We start from the raw sequence: 16,007 nt of genomic DNA on the forward strand, positions 1-16,007 counted from the left end.
CAATAGATGGGTTCAAATTTTTTGAAAAAATCATCAACAATACAAAAAATTTCTGTAAAATCGTACATGGTAGTTAGAGCCTTTGGGTTGTGTCGTAACTTTCTAAATGGCTCTAACTACCTTTTTTTCAAGGGCTTTTCTTATCCGTAATTCGGGTTATATAGACGAATGTGCTTTTATTCACATTCGTATTTTTAGCTGCTGCTTTTTACAACACTCAAACCCGCTAAAAACCACAAACTCCGCATTTTGCGGAGTTTGTGTGAAACTTACAGCATTTTTACATTTTAGCTTTAAACTTATTTTAAAACTTATTTTTCAGTTTCAAACAGTGCTGCAACAAATGCTTTGGCTGAGAATGGACGTAAATCGTCAATTTTTTCACCCACACCAATAAAGCGAATTGGCACATGGCTACGGCTTGCAATGTTAAATAACACGCCACCTTTTGCCGTACCATCCAGTTTAGTGATGGTGATGCCTGTTAAGCCCACAGCCTCATCAAACATTTCCACTTGGTTAATGGCATTTTGACCTGTGCCTGCATCTACGACCAACATCACTTCATGCGGAGCAGTCGCATCAATTTTTTGCATCACACGCTTAACTTTAGTCAATTCTTGCATCAGGTTGCTTTTGTTATGCAAACGTCCAGCAGTATCTGCAATTAACACATCAATGCCTTTGGCACGCGCACTTTCAAACGCATCGAAAATAACAGAAGCACTGTCTGCACCGTGACCTTGTGCAACAACGGCAACATCGTTACGCTCACCCCAAATCTGCAATTGTTCTGTCGCTGCAGCACGGAAAGTATCCCCTGCGGCCAACATGACTTTTTTACCTTCGCCTTGTAAGCGTTTCGCTAACTTGCCAATGGTTGTGGTTTTACCTACACCATTCACACCCACGACTAAAATCACATAAGGGGTTTTATTGGCATCAATATGTAAAGGTTTTACCCGTGGCGCAAGCAAAGCCACTAATTCTTCTTGCAAAGCCTTATATAAAGAATGTGAATAAATTAAGTCGCCACGCGCAGTACGCTCGGTCAAATTGGCAATAATGGTTTTCGTTGCATCTACACCAATATCTGCAACCAACAGTTGTTCTTCGACTTCTTCTAATAATTCATCATCAATTTCTTTACCGCCAATCAGAATATTCACCATGCCATCGGCAAAGTTTTTACGGGTTTTGGTTAACCCTTCTTTCATGCGACTAAAGAAACCACCTTTCGCAGGCGCATCCGTGTCTGATGATGTTTCTGCAGCATGTTCAGAGGTTTCTGCTTGTTGTAGAGGTGTTGTTTCAACAATCGGAATATTTACCGCTGGTAAATTCGGTAATGTGACATCATCATCTCCGATATCAGCATCAATCAAAAATTTATTTTGCCCATTAGATTGCTGTTGCATGCCGAATCCTTGAAAAGCATTGCGTTAAAAAATCGGATTCTAACATAAACCAATTGCTTTTACCTCGTATTCCAACCACATAGCCGCATACAAAAAATACCTACAGCAATCCTTGCCTTTCCGCTTTAATTTCTGAAAGATAAGCCGATAACGATTGATCTCCACTTGCTTATGTTCCAATTTTCGATGAAGTCTGTTTGTGCGTTGCTTTGGGGTTTAACAGCTTCGATTAGCCATGCTGAAGTTTTAGCTGCGAATAACACTTTTGAAACCACACTCAACAATGGTTTAAAAGTCATTATCCGTGAAGACCATCGTTCTCCCATGGTGATGACTCAAATTTGGTACAAAGTGGGCAGTAGCGATGAGTCGGGAAATACACTTGGGATTTCGCACGTACTTGAACACATGATGTTTAAAGGTACAGCCAAGGTGCCGAATGATGAATTTACCCGTTTAAGTCGTATTTATGGTGGCAGTGTCAATGCAGCAACCTTTACCAATTACACGAATTATTATCAGCTCTATCCCAAAACTTATTTCCCACTGGCTTTAGAGTTGGAAGCCGACAGAATGAGTAATTTGTTACTTCGCCAACAAGACTTTGAGCCTGAAATTAAGGTGGTAATGGAAGAACGGCGGCAACGTACCGATGATAATCCACGGGCTTTGGCTTTTGAACGCTTTAAATGGATTGCCTACCCAACCAGTCATTATCGCCAACCCATTATTGGGCACATGAAAAACTTGCAAAGCATTCAGCTGCAAGATGTACAGGCGTGGTACAAAAAATGGTATCGCCCCAATAATGCTATTCTAGTGATTGTGGGCGATGTAGATCATCAAGCCGCATTGTTGCAAGTCCAAAAGTATTTTGGAGATATTCCGAAAGCACCTACGCCACCGCGCAATGATGTGTTGGAGTTTGAACAATTAGGTTATCGGCACATGGAATTGTCTGCGACTGTGCAAGTTCCTAATTTATATATGGCTTGGAATGTCGGTTCATTGGCAACAGCTAAAAATCCTCAAGATGCCTTCGCGCTCACTATCATCAAACAACTGTTAGACAGTGGAATTACTTCACGTTTAGAACAGCGCTTGGTCAGAAACAATAAGATTCTTAGCTCAGTCAGTGTCAGTTATGACCCGTATCAACGTGGGGATAGTTTGTTTAGTATTTCAGCATTGCCTGCAGCAGGTGTAACGTTAAGCGAAGCACAGGTCGCGATTCAAAACGAAGTGGATACGCTAAAACAGGATTTGGTCAATTCAAGTGAAATTGAGCGCGTGGTGACTCAATTTGTGGCCAATTGGATTTATAGTCAGGATGATTTGGCAGGACAAGCCCGAACCATTGGCAATTTGGAAGTCAATGGATTCAGTCACCGTTTAATCGATGTTTTACCACAACACTTCCAAGCGATTACTGCCCAGGATCTGCAACGTGTTGCGCAAAGTTACTTTAACAAAGACAGACTTAGCACCTTGTATTTATTACCTCAAAGCACAACACCTTAAACTGTGATTTTCATGAAAAAACATCTATTCAGCACGCTTATTTTAAGCACTAGTTTTAGCCTATGTTCTGCTGGCTTTGCGATGGAAACTGCCACCACAGCAGCGCATGATTTTGCTGAAACAGATGTAAGTACGCCTTTACAATCTTTGAGCTTGCTGCACAGTTTAAATGCCGTAAATGAATTGGTCGATGTTCGCGCTCCACAGGTATATGAATTAAAAAATCATCGACACGTACGCACTTTATTTGTCGAAAATCCTGCTTTGCCAATGGTTGATATCCAACTGACTTTTAATGCAGGTTCTGCCCGCGATGCAGAAATTGAAAAAGGTTTATTTGGCGTTGCCAATATGGCAGCCCAACTGATTGATGAAGGCACCAAGCGTTATAAGGCAGAGGAAATTGCCGCAGCCTTTGAAACCACAGGCGCACGTTTTAGTACCACGGCGTACCGCGATATGTTTGTGGTACGGCTAAGAACACTGTCTGATCCGCAGAAAATGCAAACTGCCGTCAAAATGATGCTGGAAATACTGAAACATGCAACTTTTGAGCGTTCTAATATCCAGCGTGTGCAAAGCAATACACAAATTGGGCAAAAACAACTGCAAGAAAATCCAAGCCGTTTAATGAATATTCGCTTATATCGCGCAATTTACGGACAACATGCCTATTCAGAACCCATTACAGGCACCAATGGCAGCATCAAACGGATTCAACCAAAGCACTTACAACAATTTAGAGATCAGTTTCTGGTCGCGCAAAATATGAACATTGCCATTACAGGCAAATTAACCTTAAAAGAAGCAGAAAAACTTGCCAATACCATCAGCGCACATATTGCCCAAGGTGTTGCAGCAACAGCTTTGCCACAGCCTACACCTGCAACACGTTTCAACATCCAGCATATTCCCTACCGGTCACAACAGGCGCATGTCAGTATTGCACAACTTGCGACTACACGGGATGATCCTGACTATTTGGCTTTAGAAATTGCCAATAAAATGCTGGGCGGCAGCAGTTTCAATTCAATTTTGATGAAAGAATTACGAGTAAAACGTGGCTACACTTACGGTGTTAGCAGTTCGTTTCGTTTTACCCAAGCAGCGGGTTTGTTTAGCTTAGGCTATTCTACGCGCCAAGATCAGTTACTCGATAGTATTCAAGTCGCTCACCAGAGCTTAATTCAGTTTGTACAACAACCTATGAATTTAGAACAATTAAAAGAAACCAAAGCAGGTTTAATTCGTGCATTTCCGAATCAATACAGCAGCAATGCCAGTATTAATGCCCAGCTTGGGCACATCGGTTTTTATCGACTTCCTGCAAATTATTTAAGTGATTATGCAGAACGAGTGGAAAAAGTTACCGCTGAAGATGTGCAACGTGCAATTCGCAAACATTTGCATCCTGATCGTTTAACTTTGGTGATTGTAAGTGAACATTTAGATAAAGCCGTATTGGGAAAAATGCTGCAGGACAATTTAGTCGCACCAACATCTTTAACACCGACACAGTACAAGATAAATACGATGCCAACAGAAAAAATTACTCTTGCACCAAGGCAGGAAGTTGTTGAGCCCGATCTTGCTCCATTTGATGTGCCTGCATCAACTTTAAATAATGCACATAACGAATCGGACGTTGATTGAGTAAATGAACTGCTATGTCTTGGGTATTGGCATACATAGATTGTTGTGACAAACGCTCAACATTTTGAAATTGTTGCACCCCAACTGGGCGATAAAGCGCAACACTTGCTAAAGTTAAAATAATAAAAATGATACTCAGCACAACAATATTATAAATTTGCTCGAGTTTCAGTTGAGAAATAAATTGAATCGTTTTTTGAATTGCGTTGTGCATGACCTACCTCTAATCGCCTTAGTGTAGGATGCCCTTGTGAGATGTACAAGTTAAACAGCTCAATTTTACTGTATCGTCACAGTAAAAATTGAGCCTTTTTCTACAAATTCTACAAAGGATTTAGCTTTAGCCAATCGTGCCACGAATTACCGCAAAGTATAAAACCAATGCAATGACTGCAAGCACCAAGAAAATAGCAAATACACTGACACCGCCCTCTGCTTCGGCAGGATGCAGTTCATCTTCATCGGCAATACGGAGTAATTCACCATCATAATTACGATAAAACTCTATACGATCGCTTCGCTCTAAAGTTTTAGCAAAGTCAGCCACACGTTTACGTTGCGCCAAGCAGTATTCACCTAAATGAACATCTCGACGGAAAATTACCTCATCTAGTTTTTTACGGTGATGATGTGCCAACTCAATAATTTGAGAAGTCAATGGAGGTACATCAAAAGCACATCCGTCTACGGATCTTGTCATGTTGTTCTCCTTTTTTATCATGCTTAGAGCTTTAGTTTAATCAAAATTAAACTTGTTCAATGTTTAATCATGTAAACTTGAAATATGCTCATTAACCCCGATAATTATTTGACAATTCAATCAAATTGTAATATTAGTTTAACAATAAAGCGTTAAATTGATATGAAGCCTAAAAGGTAGGCTTAAATAAGTAATCATAATTACAATAAGGAGTTTAATATGATTCAAACGATCTCTCACCATGACTTAGAGCATGTTTATGCAAATGCAGTAAACACGATTCATTCACAAATGAACTTCCAAGACGCGGTAAAACAACTCGAAGAAGCTGCACGTGCAGGACATGGTAAAGCGGCAATGTTCTTAGCAGAACTGTATTATCAAGGTTTCCGCGTAGAACGTGATTCATTGAAAGCGCAATACTGGCAAAACATGGCCACCATGCAAGCATAATAAAACGTCACTTAGGTGGCGTTTTTTTTGACCTTTTTTTAGATGCTCCAACCATAAATACATATTTGTTTACGATTTTAAGCAAAGCTTAAACGGTATATTCATCAATTCTTTTTACAATATAGCCAAATTTTACAACCTTGCTTGATTATGAATCAGATTAACCAACTCCACCCTTTACCAAAGGATTTTCTGCTTAAAGTTACACTATTAAAATCAATGATGTACTGTGGTGTACTTTGGGGTTTATTCCATCAAGGTTGGGCAATGAGTTCAGATCACGATGATTATATTTTCCCTTTTTGGTTAAATGCGGTACAAGCGCATAAATATGCTGCCAAACACTGGCCACAATATAGTCCTCGTAAAATTTCCGCGCAGGATTTTGAGACTTTTTTATTACCAACGCTCACCCGTTTAAATGTCACGCCAACCTTGTTTGGTTCGTCAAGTCAAAAAATTAAACTGACCACTTCACAAATGAAGCATTTCTTTTTTAATGAACCTGCGTTAAATATTGCTTAAATAAAAACTGAATAGAATTGACGTAAAAATCAACAATCGTGACTCTAAAGTATTTGCAATTTTTACAATTCACGTTACTTTAAAAGTCAAACAATAAACAACAAATCAGGACACAGAATATGACCAAGGTAACTCACGTTTTACAAGATAAAGCACATCACGAAATTTACACAATTCGCCCAGAAGCAACGGTTTTAGAAGCAATTAGTTTAATGGCTGAAAAAGGCATTGGTGCGTTGGTGGTTACCGATCAAAACAATCATGTGGTTGGTATTCTGTCTGAGCGTGATTACACCCGTAAAGTTATTTTGATGGAACGAACTTCTAAAAGCACAACGGTTAGTGAAATTATGACTGCTAAAGTACTGACCGTGACCAAAAACACCAGTGTGAAAGAATGCTTAAACTTAATTACTGACCATCATTTACGTCACTTACCTGTACTTGAAGGTGAGCAGTTGGTAGGTTTAGTGTCGATTGGTGACTTGGTGAAAGCGACTATGGATGATCAGCGCAAACTGATCGAGCAGTTACAACAATATATTGCAAGCTAAGACACTGTTTTATAAAACCTGCCAAATATAAAGTAAAGATAAAAAAACCGCCTAAACTTACACATTTAGGCGGTTTTTCATATTCAGTAGAATTAATTCAAACCTAATTTTTCTGCTACATAGTCTGAATCTTTATCACCACGACCTGAAAGATTAACCACAATTTTCACGTTTTTTGCCATTTTTGGTGCTTCACGTAATGCCCACGCCACCGCATGTGAGCTTTCCAAAGCAGGTACAATACCCTCTACACGTGACAACGTCATAAAGGCATCTAAACATTCTTGGTCAGTTGCCGTTGAATACTCCACGCGACCAATGTCTTTTAAGAAGCTATGTTGCGGCCCCACACCTGGATAATCCAAACCAGAGGCAATAGAGTGCACTGGCAATGGCTCACCATGTTCATCTTCAAGCACATAACACGCCATACCGTGTAATTGACCCGGTTTACCCAAAGTTAAGGTTGCAGAGTGCTGATCTGTATCTAAACCATGACCTGCAGGTTCTACACCCACAAGCTTAACTTCTGGGTCATTTAAGAATGCGGTAAATGCACCCACTGCGTTTGAACCACCGCCCACACATGCCACGATATAATCTGGATTTACTCCAAAGCGTTCTTGGCTTTGCATTTTAATTTCATCGCCAATAATTGCTTGGAAATCACGTACCATTTTTGGAAATGGGTGTGGGCCAACCACCGAACCAATTGCATAAATATAATTTTTCGGGTCTTTTAAGTATTCTTCAAAAGCACTGTCTACAGCATCTTTTAAAGTCGCTGTACCACGTGTGACTGAAATCAGGTTAGCACCTAAAATTTTCATTTTCACGACGTTTGGATGTTCTTTTTCAATATCAACTTGTCCCATGTGAATTTCACATGGAATGCCCACAAGCGCACATGCTGTTGCCAACGCGACACCATGCTGTCCCGCACCTGTTTCTGCAATCACTTTGGTTTTACCCATATATTTGGCTAGCAATGCTTCACCTAAACAGTGATTGATTTTATGTGCACCTGTATGATTTAAATCTTCACGTTTCAAATAAATTTGCGCACCACCCAACTGTTCAGATAAACGCTTTGCATGAAACAAAGGACTCGGGCGCCCTACATAATTTGTAAATAAATCTTTTAATTCATTTTGAAATTCTGCTGTATGACGAATTTCTTCATAAGCAAGGTTAATTTCATCCATGGCTTCTTTTAAATGCGGTGGAATAAACTGCCCGCCATATTGTCCGAAAAAACCTTCTTCATTCGGTAATGCGATGCCATTAATTTGATGTTCCATCTCGATCCCCTCAAATTGAAATTCACGTTGCTTATCGTATTGCTATTTCATCAATATGCATGCAATAACTGATATTGATAAAAAATTAATGGAAAAAATGGCGCTTATCGCGCCAAATATTTCGTCATATCTTCAATGCCTTTTAAAGTCATTGGATACATATGATGTTCAAAAATTTGTTTAATTAAACCAATGGTATGTGTGTAATGCCAAAAGCCTTCCTGTTCAGGATTCAGCCATGCGGTTTTTTCAAAATGCTGACGCAGACGTTGTAACCAAACTTGCCCTGCCTCATCATTCATATATTCTACCGAACCACCAATCGAATTCAGCTCATAAGGTGCCATACTCGCATCACCGACCACAATTACCCGATAGTCGCGTCCATAGGTATTAAATAAATCCCACGTATTCATACGGGTACTGCTACGGCGTAAATTGTCTTTCCAAACATAGTCGTATAAACAGTTGTGGAAATAAAAATATTCGAGGGTTTTAAACTCAGTTTTGGCCGCACTAAACAGTTTTTCACATTGGGCGATGTGTGCATCCATCGAGCCACCCACATCAAACAACATCAACACTTTGACGCGATTACGACGTTCTGGCACCAATTGCACATCTAAAATGCCCTGTTTGGCAGTTTCTCGGATAGTGCCATCAATATCCAATTCTTCAGCTGCACCTTGACGGGCAAATTTACGCAAACGACGCAGTGCCAATTGCATTTGTCGTGTACCTAAAATCTGTTCATCGTCTAAATTTCGATACTGACGCTGCTCCCAGACTTTAACAGCTGAACGCTTACGTCCAGGCCCACCAATGCGTACACCTTCAGGATGATCACCAAAAGCACCAAACGGTGATGTACCGCCCGTACCAATCATACGGTTGCCACCCTGATGCTTTTTATGCTGCTCGCGTAAACGCTCTTCCAGCATTTTCATCAATTCTTCTAAAGAACCTGCTTTTTTCAGCTCTTCGCGTTGTTCTGGCGTGAGATGTTTTTCTAATAGTTCTAAGTCGAACCAGTCTTTAGGCAATTGATGAACTTGCTGCAGTAAATCATCTAAATCAAAAGTGGAAATGCCATCAAAATAATCTTTCATGGCACGGTCAAACTTGTCAAAAAAACGCTCATCTTTGACCATGACGGTTTTAACAAGTTGATAGAATTCATCTTGATCTGCAAAAACCAGACCCGATGCCACCGCCTGATTTAAGTCAATCAATTCACGTGTGGTGACAGGTACACCGTAACGTCGCAAGGTATAAAACAAGCGCACGAACATGGCGTTGTCCTCCCTTAACGGCGCGACATAAAGGCTAAACGCTCAAGCAATTGCACATCTTGTTCATTTTTGATTAATGCACCGTATAAAGGCGGAATGGCTTTGCTTTTATCGCTATTACGCAAAATATCTTCCGGCATGTCATCTGCCATCAATAGGCTTAACCAATCAATTAATTCAGACGTAGATGGTGGTTTTTTTAAGCCCGGAACTTGGCGCAATTTAAAGAAAACTTGTAAAGCTTCTGAAACCAATGTGCTTGAAATATTCGGGAAATGCACATCGATAATATCGCGCATGGTCGCTTCATCTGGGAAATCAATATAATGGAAGAAACAACGACGTAAAAAAGCGTCTGGCAGCTCTTTTTCATTATTTGATGTGATGATCACGATTGGACGTTGTGTTGCCGTAATGGTTTCGCCTGTTTCATAAACATAAAACGACATTTTATCGAGTTCATGTAGCAGGTCATTTGGGAATTCAATATCTGCCTTGTCAATTTCATCAATCAACAACACACAGCGTTCTTCGCTGGTAAATGCTTCCCACAATTTCCCGGGTTTAATATAGTTTTTAATGTCATACACACGGTCATCGCCCAATTGGCTGTCACGCAAACGCGACACTGCATCATATTCGTATAAACCTTGCTGCGCTTTGGTGGTCGATTTAATGTGCCATGTAATCAGTTTCAAACCTAAACTTTGAGCCACCTGCTCAGCCAATAAGGTTTTACCAGTACCCGGCTCACCTTTCACCAAAAGTGGTTTTTGCAAAGCACGTGCGGCTTTCACCGCAAGTTTTAAACTATCAGTCGCAATGTACTGATCTGTACCCGAAAATTGTTGCGCATCAACAGACATGATTTTACCTTAATTGTTTTAGTTACAGTGGTGAGGTATTTTTCTTGGCTTTATAAGTCGTTTGTTTAAGACAGTATCTTGACCAGAAATAACCGATCAATAAGCCAAGACCGATCACAAATAAAATGGCAGATAAATTAGACCAAACCAATGGGGTTTCTTTGGTTAAAACACCAAAAAGAAGTCCAAAGATGGCTGGGGCAAGTGCTGCATTGCTGCCTTCTGATACTGTTGGGGTAAGTAAAATTGCAAACAGCACAATCCAAGTGATACCACCTAACGGATTGGGCAAGCGTTTGGCAATTTCGTACCAGCACCATAAAATAATGGCACTCCCCAACAAATAAACAGAAACAGCAATTGCAGTTTCAGGAATTGAATCCAATCCAGTCATCACACTATTCATTTCTCAACTCCTGAATAAAGCTTAAGCACCACGTAAACCTTCTGGTTCAACGGCATTTGGGTTAATTAAGCCTTCTGGTGGCACTTGAATAAAGAAGCCACGTGTTTGAATAGAATCCATGACATGCAAAACATTCACACGTGCCAACTTACGGCTTTCAGACAGTTGCAAATCCATTACAAATGTCGCACGACCAAATGCAACTCGCATTGGCTCAGGTAAAACCTCTAGCGGGTTAAACGCTTCTGCTTGATCTTCAGTTTGCTCAGGACGGGCGATGTATAAATACATCTCATCTTTTTTGCTCGATTTATAAATTGAACAGTGCATAAACAACAAAACTCTAAAAACTCAGGCAAAGGATACAACAAAAAAAACCGAGATACATTAACCATTATTAACGCATTGGTCTATGTTTACACTCAAACAAAGAATGGCGTGAAAATTCATCCATTTTCAGGTGAAAAACGGCTTTATTTAAAATGTGGATCGGTTTGATTTATTCAGCAACTTTCATCTGACCAGACAAATAACGCTCGTCGGCATGTAAAACTTCAATTAAAGGCTTGGTGAGTAATTCATAACGCCAACCTAACAAATAGTTAGGCAAATCTTGCTCATCGTTATGAAATACCACATGCTGATAAAGCGCATTGAGCCATTTTTTACGCAGCAAAACTTCTTTTGGAATTTGAGTTTCCTGTACGGCACGTTGAATCACCTGTTCTACATTTTCGCCCACTTCTTTTGAAGAATGACGAATTGGTCGCGCCATACGTAATGGCCATTGTGATTGATCAGGCAAATATTTAATTAAATCTAAAATAGTTTTGCCATGTTCACGCACAATATGCGCACGTAAATCTTTAATAGTACTGAGCTGGAACTGATTTTTAGGATTTTTCTCGACCAAGTCCAGCATAGTAGAATTACGCAAAATAAAACTACGTGGTTGGTTTAAGGCTTTTACCATTTGCTCACGCCAAACGGCCAATTGTTGCAATTGCATGAGTTGACGGCGTGAATGACGATAGTTGCCCACATCCTGATACAACAACTCTAAAGGTGTTTCTTCACCAATTTCCTGAGTTAAATTGCGGCAATCTTCTTGTGCAAAATCCAGTAAATAATTTTGTTTTAAGTCAGTTTGTACCTTATCTGCCAATTGCATTAGATACAACACATCATTGGCAGCATAATTTAACTGCTCATCGGACAACGGACGTGCAAGCCAGTCTGAGCGAGTTTGCCCTTTATCAATATCGACATTGAGCATGGTTTTTAAAGCGTTTTGATAACTGACTTGTAAACCATGCCCTAAAAATGACATGCCAACTTGGGTATCAAACACGTTATCTAAGTTTTTTTGCTGTGCATAATGATAAATTAAATCAATATCTTCACCGCAGGCATGAAAAATATTTTGCTGCGCTTGAAACAGTTTTTCCCAAAACGCACTTAAATTTAAAGAAGTCCCATCTAACAAATAGACCTGATCATTAACATTAATTTGGAATACACCCAATTTTGGCCATAAAGTATCAACCTTAATAAATTCGGTGTCTAAACCATAAATGCTGTTTTGGCTCATTAATGCCAAAACATTTTCAAAGTCTTTTTGTTGATGAATAAATTGGAACATAGCGAGCAGGTAAAACAGGATTCTCTAGGGGTTCATTTTAAACATTAAATAGCATTTAGCTATAAAAATATGCCCAGTATTTTCAATTTTTATCTTATTTCTAAATCGATACAGTGAAAATTTAAATTTTTTATCGTTTTTTTATCTTAATTTGATTTTTTATTGGCTTTAAAGGCAAGTAGTCCTTTTCATGGATGATTTATCAATTGATTATTCATATAAAATAGCCACACATGCGAAATAAACATCCACATGAAATAAGCACCTAAATGCTTATTTCATTCGCATCCGATTATGCACCGCCTGACTTAAAGTATGGCTATCGACATATTCAAGTTCGCCACCTTGCGGCACACCTTGCGCAATACGGGTCATCTGCACAGGCAAATGTTTGGTCGCTTCTACCAAATAGTGCGCTGTCGCCTGACCTTCTACGGTTGCATTGGTCGCCAAAATGACTTCGGTAATGTTGCCATCACTTAAACGCTGAACCAAATACGGAATACCAATTTCGTCAGGCCCAATACCATCTAATGGCGATAAATGCCCACCTAAAACATGGTATTTGCCACGAAAACTGCCACTTTGCTCAATCGCCATGACATCGGCCGGAGATTCCACCACGCAAAGTAAGTGTGCATCACGATCATGTGAGGCGCAAATATTGCAGACTTCATCTTCCGTTAATGAATGACAAATCGAGCATTCATGAATATAGCTAGTGGCTTCGTTCAAAGCATGAGCCAAACCAACGGCACCTTCTCTATTTTTCATAATCAGGTGTAATGCCATGCGTTGAGCCGATTTAGGCCCAACACTTGGCAAAATGCGTAGCGCTTGTACCAGTTGATCAAAACGATCACTAAACATACGCCGTTCCTTAGAATAAACCTGCCAAGCCTGGTGGCAAGCCCATACCAGAGTTTGCAGACTTCATTTTCTCTTCAGAAATTGCTTCAGCCTGACGTGCAGCATCATTCATTGCAGCTGCAATCAAATCTTCAATCATGTCTGCATCGTCTTGCAACAATTCTGGATTAATTTCGATACGTTTCACTACATTACGGCAAGTCATAGTCACTTTCACTAAACCACCACCCGCTTCTGCATGCACTTCAGTTTGCGCAAGTTCTTCTTTGGCTTTTTTAATGTTGTTTTCCACTTCTTTCTGCATGCGCTGAGCTTGCTGCATCAACATATTAATGTTCATAAAAATCTCCGAACAAATGATCTATCGTTTTAAATGAGGTCTAAACCGCGCTCGATGTCGCGAATAATATCATCAATATCTTCCAAGCCAACAGAAACACGAATTAAACCTTCGCTGATGCCTGCTGCTTGTTTGGCTTCTGGGGTCATTCTGCCATGCGATGTTGTTGCAGGATGGGTAATGGTTGATTTTACATCGCCCAAATTACTGGTGATAGATAGGAAGCGTGTGTTGTCAATCACAGTCCACGCGCCTTCACGCTCGCCTTTCACCACAAAAGATACAACACCACCAAAGCCAGACTGTTGTTTTTTCGCCAACTCATGCCCCGCATGATGCGGCAGACCTGCATAATACACTTTTTCAACTTTTGGATGTGCATCTAGCCACTCGGCAAGTTTTTGTGCGCTAACGCAATGTGCTTTCATCCGCAGGCTTAAAGTTTCTAAACCTTTTAAGAAAATCCATGCGTTAAATGGACTTAATGAGTTACCCAAAGTACGAATCACACCGTTGATTTCTTCAACCAGTTTATCTTTGCCCACCACAGCGCCGCCTAAAGCACGTCCCTGCCCATCAATATATTTGGTCGATGAGTAGATAATTAGGTCAGCACCAAATTTAATTGGTTGTTGTAAAACTGGGGTACAGAAGGTGTTATCAACTGCAAATAAAGCATTATTTGCATGTGCAATATCGGCAATGGCTTGTAAATCGCCTACTTGTGCCAATGGATTCGATGGCGTTTCAATAAATAAAAGACGTGTGTTTGGACGAATGGCTTGTTTCCAGCTGTCTAAATCTTCTAAATCAACAAAAGTGACATCGACACCAAACTTCATCACGTATTTTTCAAATAGTGAAATGATCGAGCCAAAGACAGCACGTGAACAGACTACATGATCACCCGCTTTAAGATAAGCCAAAGTGATCGCATGAACGGCCGCCATACCCGAACTTGTCGCAACCGCACGTTCTGCACCATCTAATACTGCCAAGCGTTTTTCAAAAGCCTGTACAGTTGGATTGGTATAACGTGAATAGGTATTGCCTTCAATTTCACCTGAGAATTTTGCAGCTGCATCGGCAGCATTTTCACAAACAAATGATGAAGTCAGGAAAATTGGCTCACTGTGTTCACTTTCAAATGTACGGTTATGCCCTGTACGAATCGCTAAAGTATCTAATTGATATTCAATGTCGTCGTGTTGACTCATCTTTACTGCTCAGCCCTAAACTTAGTCCTAAGACCTGTTTGTTAAATAATTGCCAACATTTTGAGCGCCAAGCGCATTTAAGGTCAAGGTAAAATGTATAAATATCGCTTAGACTTCATTCAAATCGGCGCCACGTGTGATGGAACACCTCATGAATCAGCTACAAAGAAAATTTAATCCGCACCGAAAAAAGCTTAAAAACCTCAGCACTCGCTTATTTAAAAGCCGTGATTTGATCTTATCTCAGACCACGCCATACGACATCGTGGCACGTTATAAGTATGCGCAGATTCGCTATTACGCTTCGCCAGATAAGCAATATAAAGAGCCGCTGGTTTTTGTTGCGCCTTTAGCAATTACCATGTCGATTTATGACTTATATCCTTATCGCTCTTTAGTGAAACATTTTCAGCATAGCGGTTTTGATGTGTATTTGGTTGATTGGGGACAATTGACCTATCAACATTGTCATTTAAATTTTATGGCTTTTATTCAGGATGCAATCCCTAATTGTATTCAACTCATTTTACAACACGCCAAAGTCGAACAAATTTCACTACATGGTTGGAGTATGGCGGGTATTTTTGCCATGCTTTATACCGCCGACCAACAAACAACTCATATTAAAAACTTGATGGTTTTGGGTAGCCCTGTAGATAGCTATGCTTCGGGGCGGGTTGGTAAACTCTTTCAACTGACCAATCAACTGATTTCTAAATATCCCAAATTGCAACATGCCTTTTATTCAGGAAAAATTCCAAAGCATTTAATTCATACACCGGGTTTAATCAATGCGATTGGTTTTAAGATTTTAGACCCTAGAGCATGGCTGGAAAGCAATAAACAGATGCTGTCGAATCTGCACGACTTACAAACCTTGCATGAAAACGCAACTTTAGCCAATTTTTTAAATAATATGATTGATTATCCGGGTGGGATTAATCAGGACATGGTATTGAATGTATGGCTGCAAAACCCACTCAAACAAGGTCATATTCAACTCAAACAACATCAGATAGACCTTAAAAATATTCATTGTTCACTTTTGGTCGGTGCGGGTGATAGCGATCAAATTGTCACTGCTGAAGCTGCTCAACCTTTATGTGAATTGACAAGTAGTACCGATGTCACGTTTACTCTTATTCCAGGTGGACATTTGGGTTTAATGTCCAGTCAAAAAAGTGCCAATGAATTCTGGCCTAAACTGACCACTTGGTTAGAACAACGATCTAGCAAAATTGCATAAAGA

Annotated in this window: 18 protein-coding genes; 6 read left to right on the forward strand and 12 right to left on the reverse strand. The window is 40.0% G+C overall.

Annotated elements, in window-relative coordinates:
- Positions 1-311 precede the first annotated feature (311 nt).
- Positions 312-1,418, reverse strand: coding sequence for a signal recognition particle-docking protein FtsY (gene ftsY / locus FTV43_RS10485; RefSeq protein WP_004976589.1), 1,107 nt, complete (start codon positions 1,416-1,418; stop codon positions 312-314).
- Between the two features lie 186 nt (positions 1,419-1,604).
- Here ftsY and FTV43_RS10490 point away from each other — a divergent pair, with 186 nt between their 5' ends.
- Together FTV43_RS10490 and FTV43_RS10495 are read left to right on the forward strand one after the other, a co-directional pair.
- Positions 1,605-2,939, forward strand: coding sequence for a pitrilysin family protein (locus tag FTV43_RS10490; RefSeq protein ID WP_225530234.1), 1,335 nt, complete (start codon positions 1,605-1,607; stop codon positions 2,937-2,939).
- A gap of 12 nt (positions 2,940-2,951) precedes the next feature.
- Positions 2,952-4,592, forward strand: a complete 1,641-nt coding sequence (locus tag FTV43_RS10495; RefSeq protein ID WP_179995436.1) for a pitrilysin family protein — start codon at positions 2,952-2,954, stop codon at positions 4,590-4,592.
- Here FTV43_RS10495 and FTV43_RS10500 read toward each other — a convergent pair.
- Together FTV43_RS10500 and FTV43_RS10505 are read right to left on the reverse strand one after the other, a co-directional pair.
- Positions 4,489-4,806, reverse strand: coding sequence for a hypothetical protein (locus FTV43_RS10500; RefSeq protein WP_179995437.1), 318 nt, complete (start codon positions 4,804-4,806; stop codon positions 4,489-4,491). The two genes, FTV43_RS10495 and FTV43_RS10500, sit on opposite strands and share 104 nt — an antisense overlap.
- A 126-nt stretch (positions 4,807-4,932) precedes the next feature.
- Positions 4,933-5,292 (reverse strand): hypothetical protein, encoded by a 360-nt coding sequence (locus FTV43_RS10505; protein ID WP_004976597.1) that lies wholly within the window; start codon positions 5,290-5,292, stop codon positions 4,933-4,935.
- A gap of 219 nt (positions 5,293-5,511) precedes the next feature.
- On the opposite strand from FTV43_RS10505, the gene FTV43_RS10510 reads away from it, so the two are divergent.
- The 3 genes from FTV43_RS10510 (at position 5,512) to FTV43_RS10520 (ending at position 6,824) form a co-directional block, all read left to right on the forward strand.
- Positions 5,512-5,745, forward strand: coding sequence for a hypothetical protein (locus tag FTV43_RS10510; RefSeq protein ID WP_004976599.1), 234 nt, complete (start codon positions 5,512-5,514; stop codon positions 5,743-5,745).
- A 150-nt stretch (positions 5,746-5,895) separates the two neighbouring features.
- A complete protein-coding gene (locus tag FTV43_RS10515) occupies positions 5,896-6,270 on the forward strand; it encodes a DUF2750 domain-containing protein (protein ID WP_004976601.1) in 375 nt (124 codons plus the stop codon).
- Between the two features lie 119 nt (positions 6,271-6,389).
- Positions 6,390-6,824, forward strand: a complete 435-nt coding sequence (locus FTV43_RS10520) for a CBS domain-containing protein (RefSeq protein ID WP_004976604.1) — start codon at positions 6,390-6,392, stop codon at positions 6,822-6,824.
- Positions 6,825-6,916: 92 nt separating this feature from the next.
- Here FTV43_RS10520 and trpB read toward each other — a convergent pair whose 3' ends face one another.
- The 9 genes from trpB to FTV43_RS10565 all read right to left on the reverse strand — a co-directional run bounded on the left by trpB (position 6,917) and on the right by FTV43_RS10565 (position 14,758).
- Positions 6,917-8,125: a tryptophan synthase subunit beta gene (gene trpB, locus FTV43_RS10525; protein ID WP_179995438.1), complete on the reverse strand. Its 1,209-nt coding sequence runs from the start codon at positions 8,123-8,125 to the stop codon at positions 6,917-6,919.
- Between the two features lie 104 nt (positions 8,126-8,229).
- Positions 8,230-9,417, reverse strand: a complete 1,188-nt coding sequence (locus tag FTV43_RS10530) for a VWA domain-containing protein (protein ID WP_179995439.1) — start codon at positions 9,415-9,417, stop codon at positions 8,230-8,232.
- Between the two features lie 14 nt (positions 9,418-9,431).
- Positions 9,432-10,283 carry a MoxR family ATPase gene (locus FTV43_RS10535; RefSeq protein ID WP_179995440.1) on the reverse strand — a complete coding sequence of 284 codons (852 nt, stop codon included), beginning with the start codon at positions 10,281-10,283 and terminating at the stop codon, positions 9,432-9,434.
- A gap of 22 nt (positions 10,284-10,305) precedes the next feature.
- Positions 10,306-10,689 (reverse strand): hypothetical protein, encoded by a 384-nt coding sequence (locus FTV43_RS10540; RefSeq protein ID WP_096901448.1) that lies wholly within the window; start codon positions 10,687-10,689, stop codon positions 10,306-10,308.
- A 21-nt stretch (positions 10,690-10,710) separates the two neighbouring features.
- Positions 10,711-11,019: a YcgL domain-containing protein gene (locus FTV43_RS10545; protein ID WP_004976615.1), complete on the reverse strand. Its 309-nt coding sequence runs from the start codon at positions 11,017-11,019 to the stop codon at positions 10,711-10,713.
- A 169-nt stretch (positions 11,020-11,188) separates the two neighbouring features.
- Positions 11,189-12,331: an HRDC domain-containing protein gene (locus FTV43_RS10550; RefSeq protein ID WP_096901447.1), complete on the reverse strand. Its 1,143-nt coding sequence runs from the start codon at positions 12,329-12,331 to the stop codon at positions 11,189-11,191.
- Positions 12,332-12,604: 273 nt separating this feature from the next.
- Positions 12,605-13,201, reverse strand: coding sequence for a recombination mediator RecR (gene recR, locus FTV43_RS10555; protein ID WP_019837914.1), 597 nt, complete (start codon positions 13,199-13,201; stop codon positions 12,605-12,607).
- Positions 13,202-13,211: 10 nt separating this feature from the next.
- Complete coding sequence (locus FTV43_RS10560) at positions 13,212-13,541, reverse strand: YbaB/EbfC family nucleoid-associated protein (protein ID WP_004976621.1); 330 nt, start codon at positions 13,539-13,541, stop codon at positions 13,212-13,214.
- A 29-nt stretch (positions 13,542-13,570) separates the two neighbouring features.
- Positions 13,571-14,758, reverse strand: coding sequence for an O-succinylhomoserine sulfhydrylase (locus FTV43_RS10565; RefSeq protein WP_179995441.1), 1,188 nt, complete (start codon positions 14,756-14,758; stop codon positions 13,571-13,573).
- A 151-nt stretch (positions 14,759-14,909) separates the two neighbouring features.
- Between FTV43_RS10565 and FTV43_RS10570 the strand changes: the two genes are divergently transcribed.
- A complete protein-coding gene (locus FTV43_RS10570; RefSeq protein ID WP_131261453.1) occupies positions 14,910-16,004 on the forward strand; it encodes an alpha/beta fold hydrolase in 1,095 nt (364 codons plus the stop codon).
- The last annotated feature ends 3 nt before the right edge of the window (positions 16,005-16,007 follow it).

The organism is Acinetobacter sp. YH16053 (assembly GCF_013417035.1).
GTDB lineage: Bacteria > Pseudomonadota > Gammaproteobacteria > Pseudomonadales > Moraxellaceae > Acinetobacter > Acinetobacter towneri.

Bases quoted from the DNA above. Each gene is read 5' to 3' on its own strand.
- ftsY (WP_004976589.1), bottom strand. From the start codon at position 1,418: ATGCAACAGCAATCTAATGGGCAAAATAAATTTTTGATTGATGCTGAT.
- FTV43_RS10490 (WP_225530234.1), top strand. From the start codon at position 1,605: ATGAAGTCTGTTTGTGCGTTGCTTTGGGGTTTAACAGCTTCGATTAGC.
- FTV43_RS10495 (WP_179995436.1), top strand. From the start codon at position 2,952: ATGAAAAAACATCTATTCAGCACGCTTATTTTAAGCACTAGTTTTAGC.
- FTV43_RS10500 (WP_179995437.1), bottom strand. From the start codon at position 4,806: ATGCACAACGCAATTCAAAAAACGATTCAATTTATTTCTCAACTGAAA.
- FTV43_RS10505 (WP_004976597.1), bottom strand. From the start codon at position 5,292: ATGACAAGATCCGTAGACGGATGTGCTTTTGATGTACCTCCATTGACT.
- FTV43_RS10510 (WP_004976599.1), top strand. From the start codon at position 5,512: ATGATTCAAACGATCTCTCACCATGACTTAGAGCATGTTTATGCAAAT.
- FTV43_RS10515 (WP_004976601.1), top strand. From the start codon at position 5,896: ATGAATCAGATTAACCAACTCCACCCTTTACCAAAGGATTTTCTGCTT.
- FTV43_RS10520 (WP_004976604.1), top strand. From the start codon at position 6,390: ATGACCAAGGTAACTCACGTTTTACAAGATAAAGCACATCACGAAATT.
- trpB (WP_179995438.1), bottom strand. From the start codon at position 8,125: ATGGAACATCAAATTAATGGCATCGCATTACCGAATGAAGAAGGTTTT.
- FTV43_RS10530 (WP_179995439.1), bottom strand. From the start codon at position 9,417: ATGTTCGTGCGCTTGTTTTATACCTTGCGACGTTACGGTGTACCTGTC.
- FTV43_RS10535 (WP_179995440.1), bottom strand. From the start codon at position 10,283: ATGTCTGTTGATGCGCAACAATTTTCGGGTACAGATCAGTACATTGCG.
- FTV43_RS10540 (WP_096901448.1), bottom strand. From the start codon at position 10,689: ATGAATAGTGTGATGACTGGATTGGATTCAATTCCTGAAACTGCAATT.
- FTV43_RS10545 (WP_004976615.1), bottom strand. From the start codon at position 11,019: ATGCACTGTTCAATTTATAAATCGAGCAAAAAAGATGAGATGTATTTA.
- FTV43_RS10550 (WP_096901447.1), bottom strand. From the start codon at position 12,331: ATGTTCCAATTTATTCATCAACAAAAAGACTTTGAAAATGTTTTGGCA.
- recR (WP_019837914.1), bottom strand. From the start codon at position 13,201: ATGTTTAGTGATCGTTTTGATCAACTGGTACAAGCGCTACGCATTTTG.
- FTV43_RS10560 (WP_004976621.1), bottom strand. From the start codon at position 13,541: ATGAACATTAATATGTTGATGCAGCAAGCTCAGCGCATGCAGAAAGAA.
- FTV43_RS10565 (WP_179995441.1), bottom strand. From the start codon at position 14,758: ATGAGTCAACACGACGACATTGAATATCAATTAGATACTTTAGCGATT.
- FTV43_RS10570 (WP_131261453.1), top strand. From the start codon at position 14,910: ATGAATCAGCTACAAAGAAAATTTAATCCGCACCGAAAAAAGCTTAAA.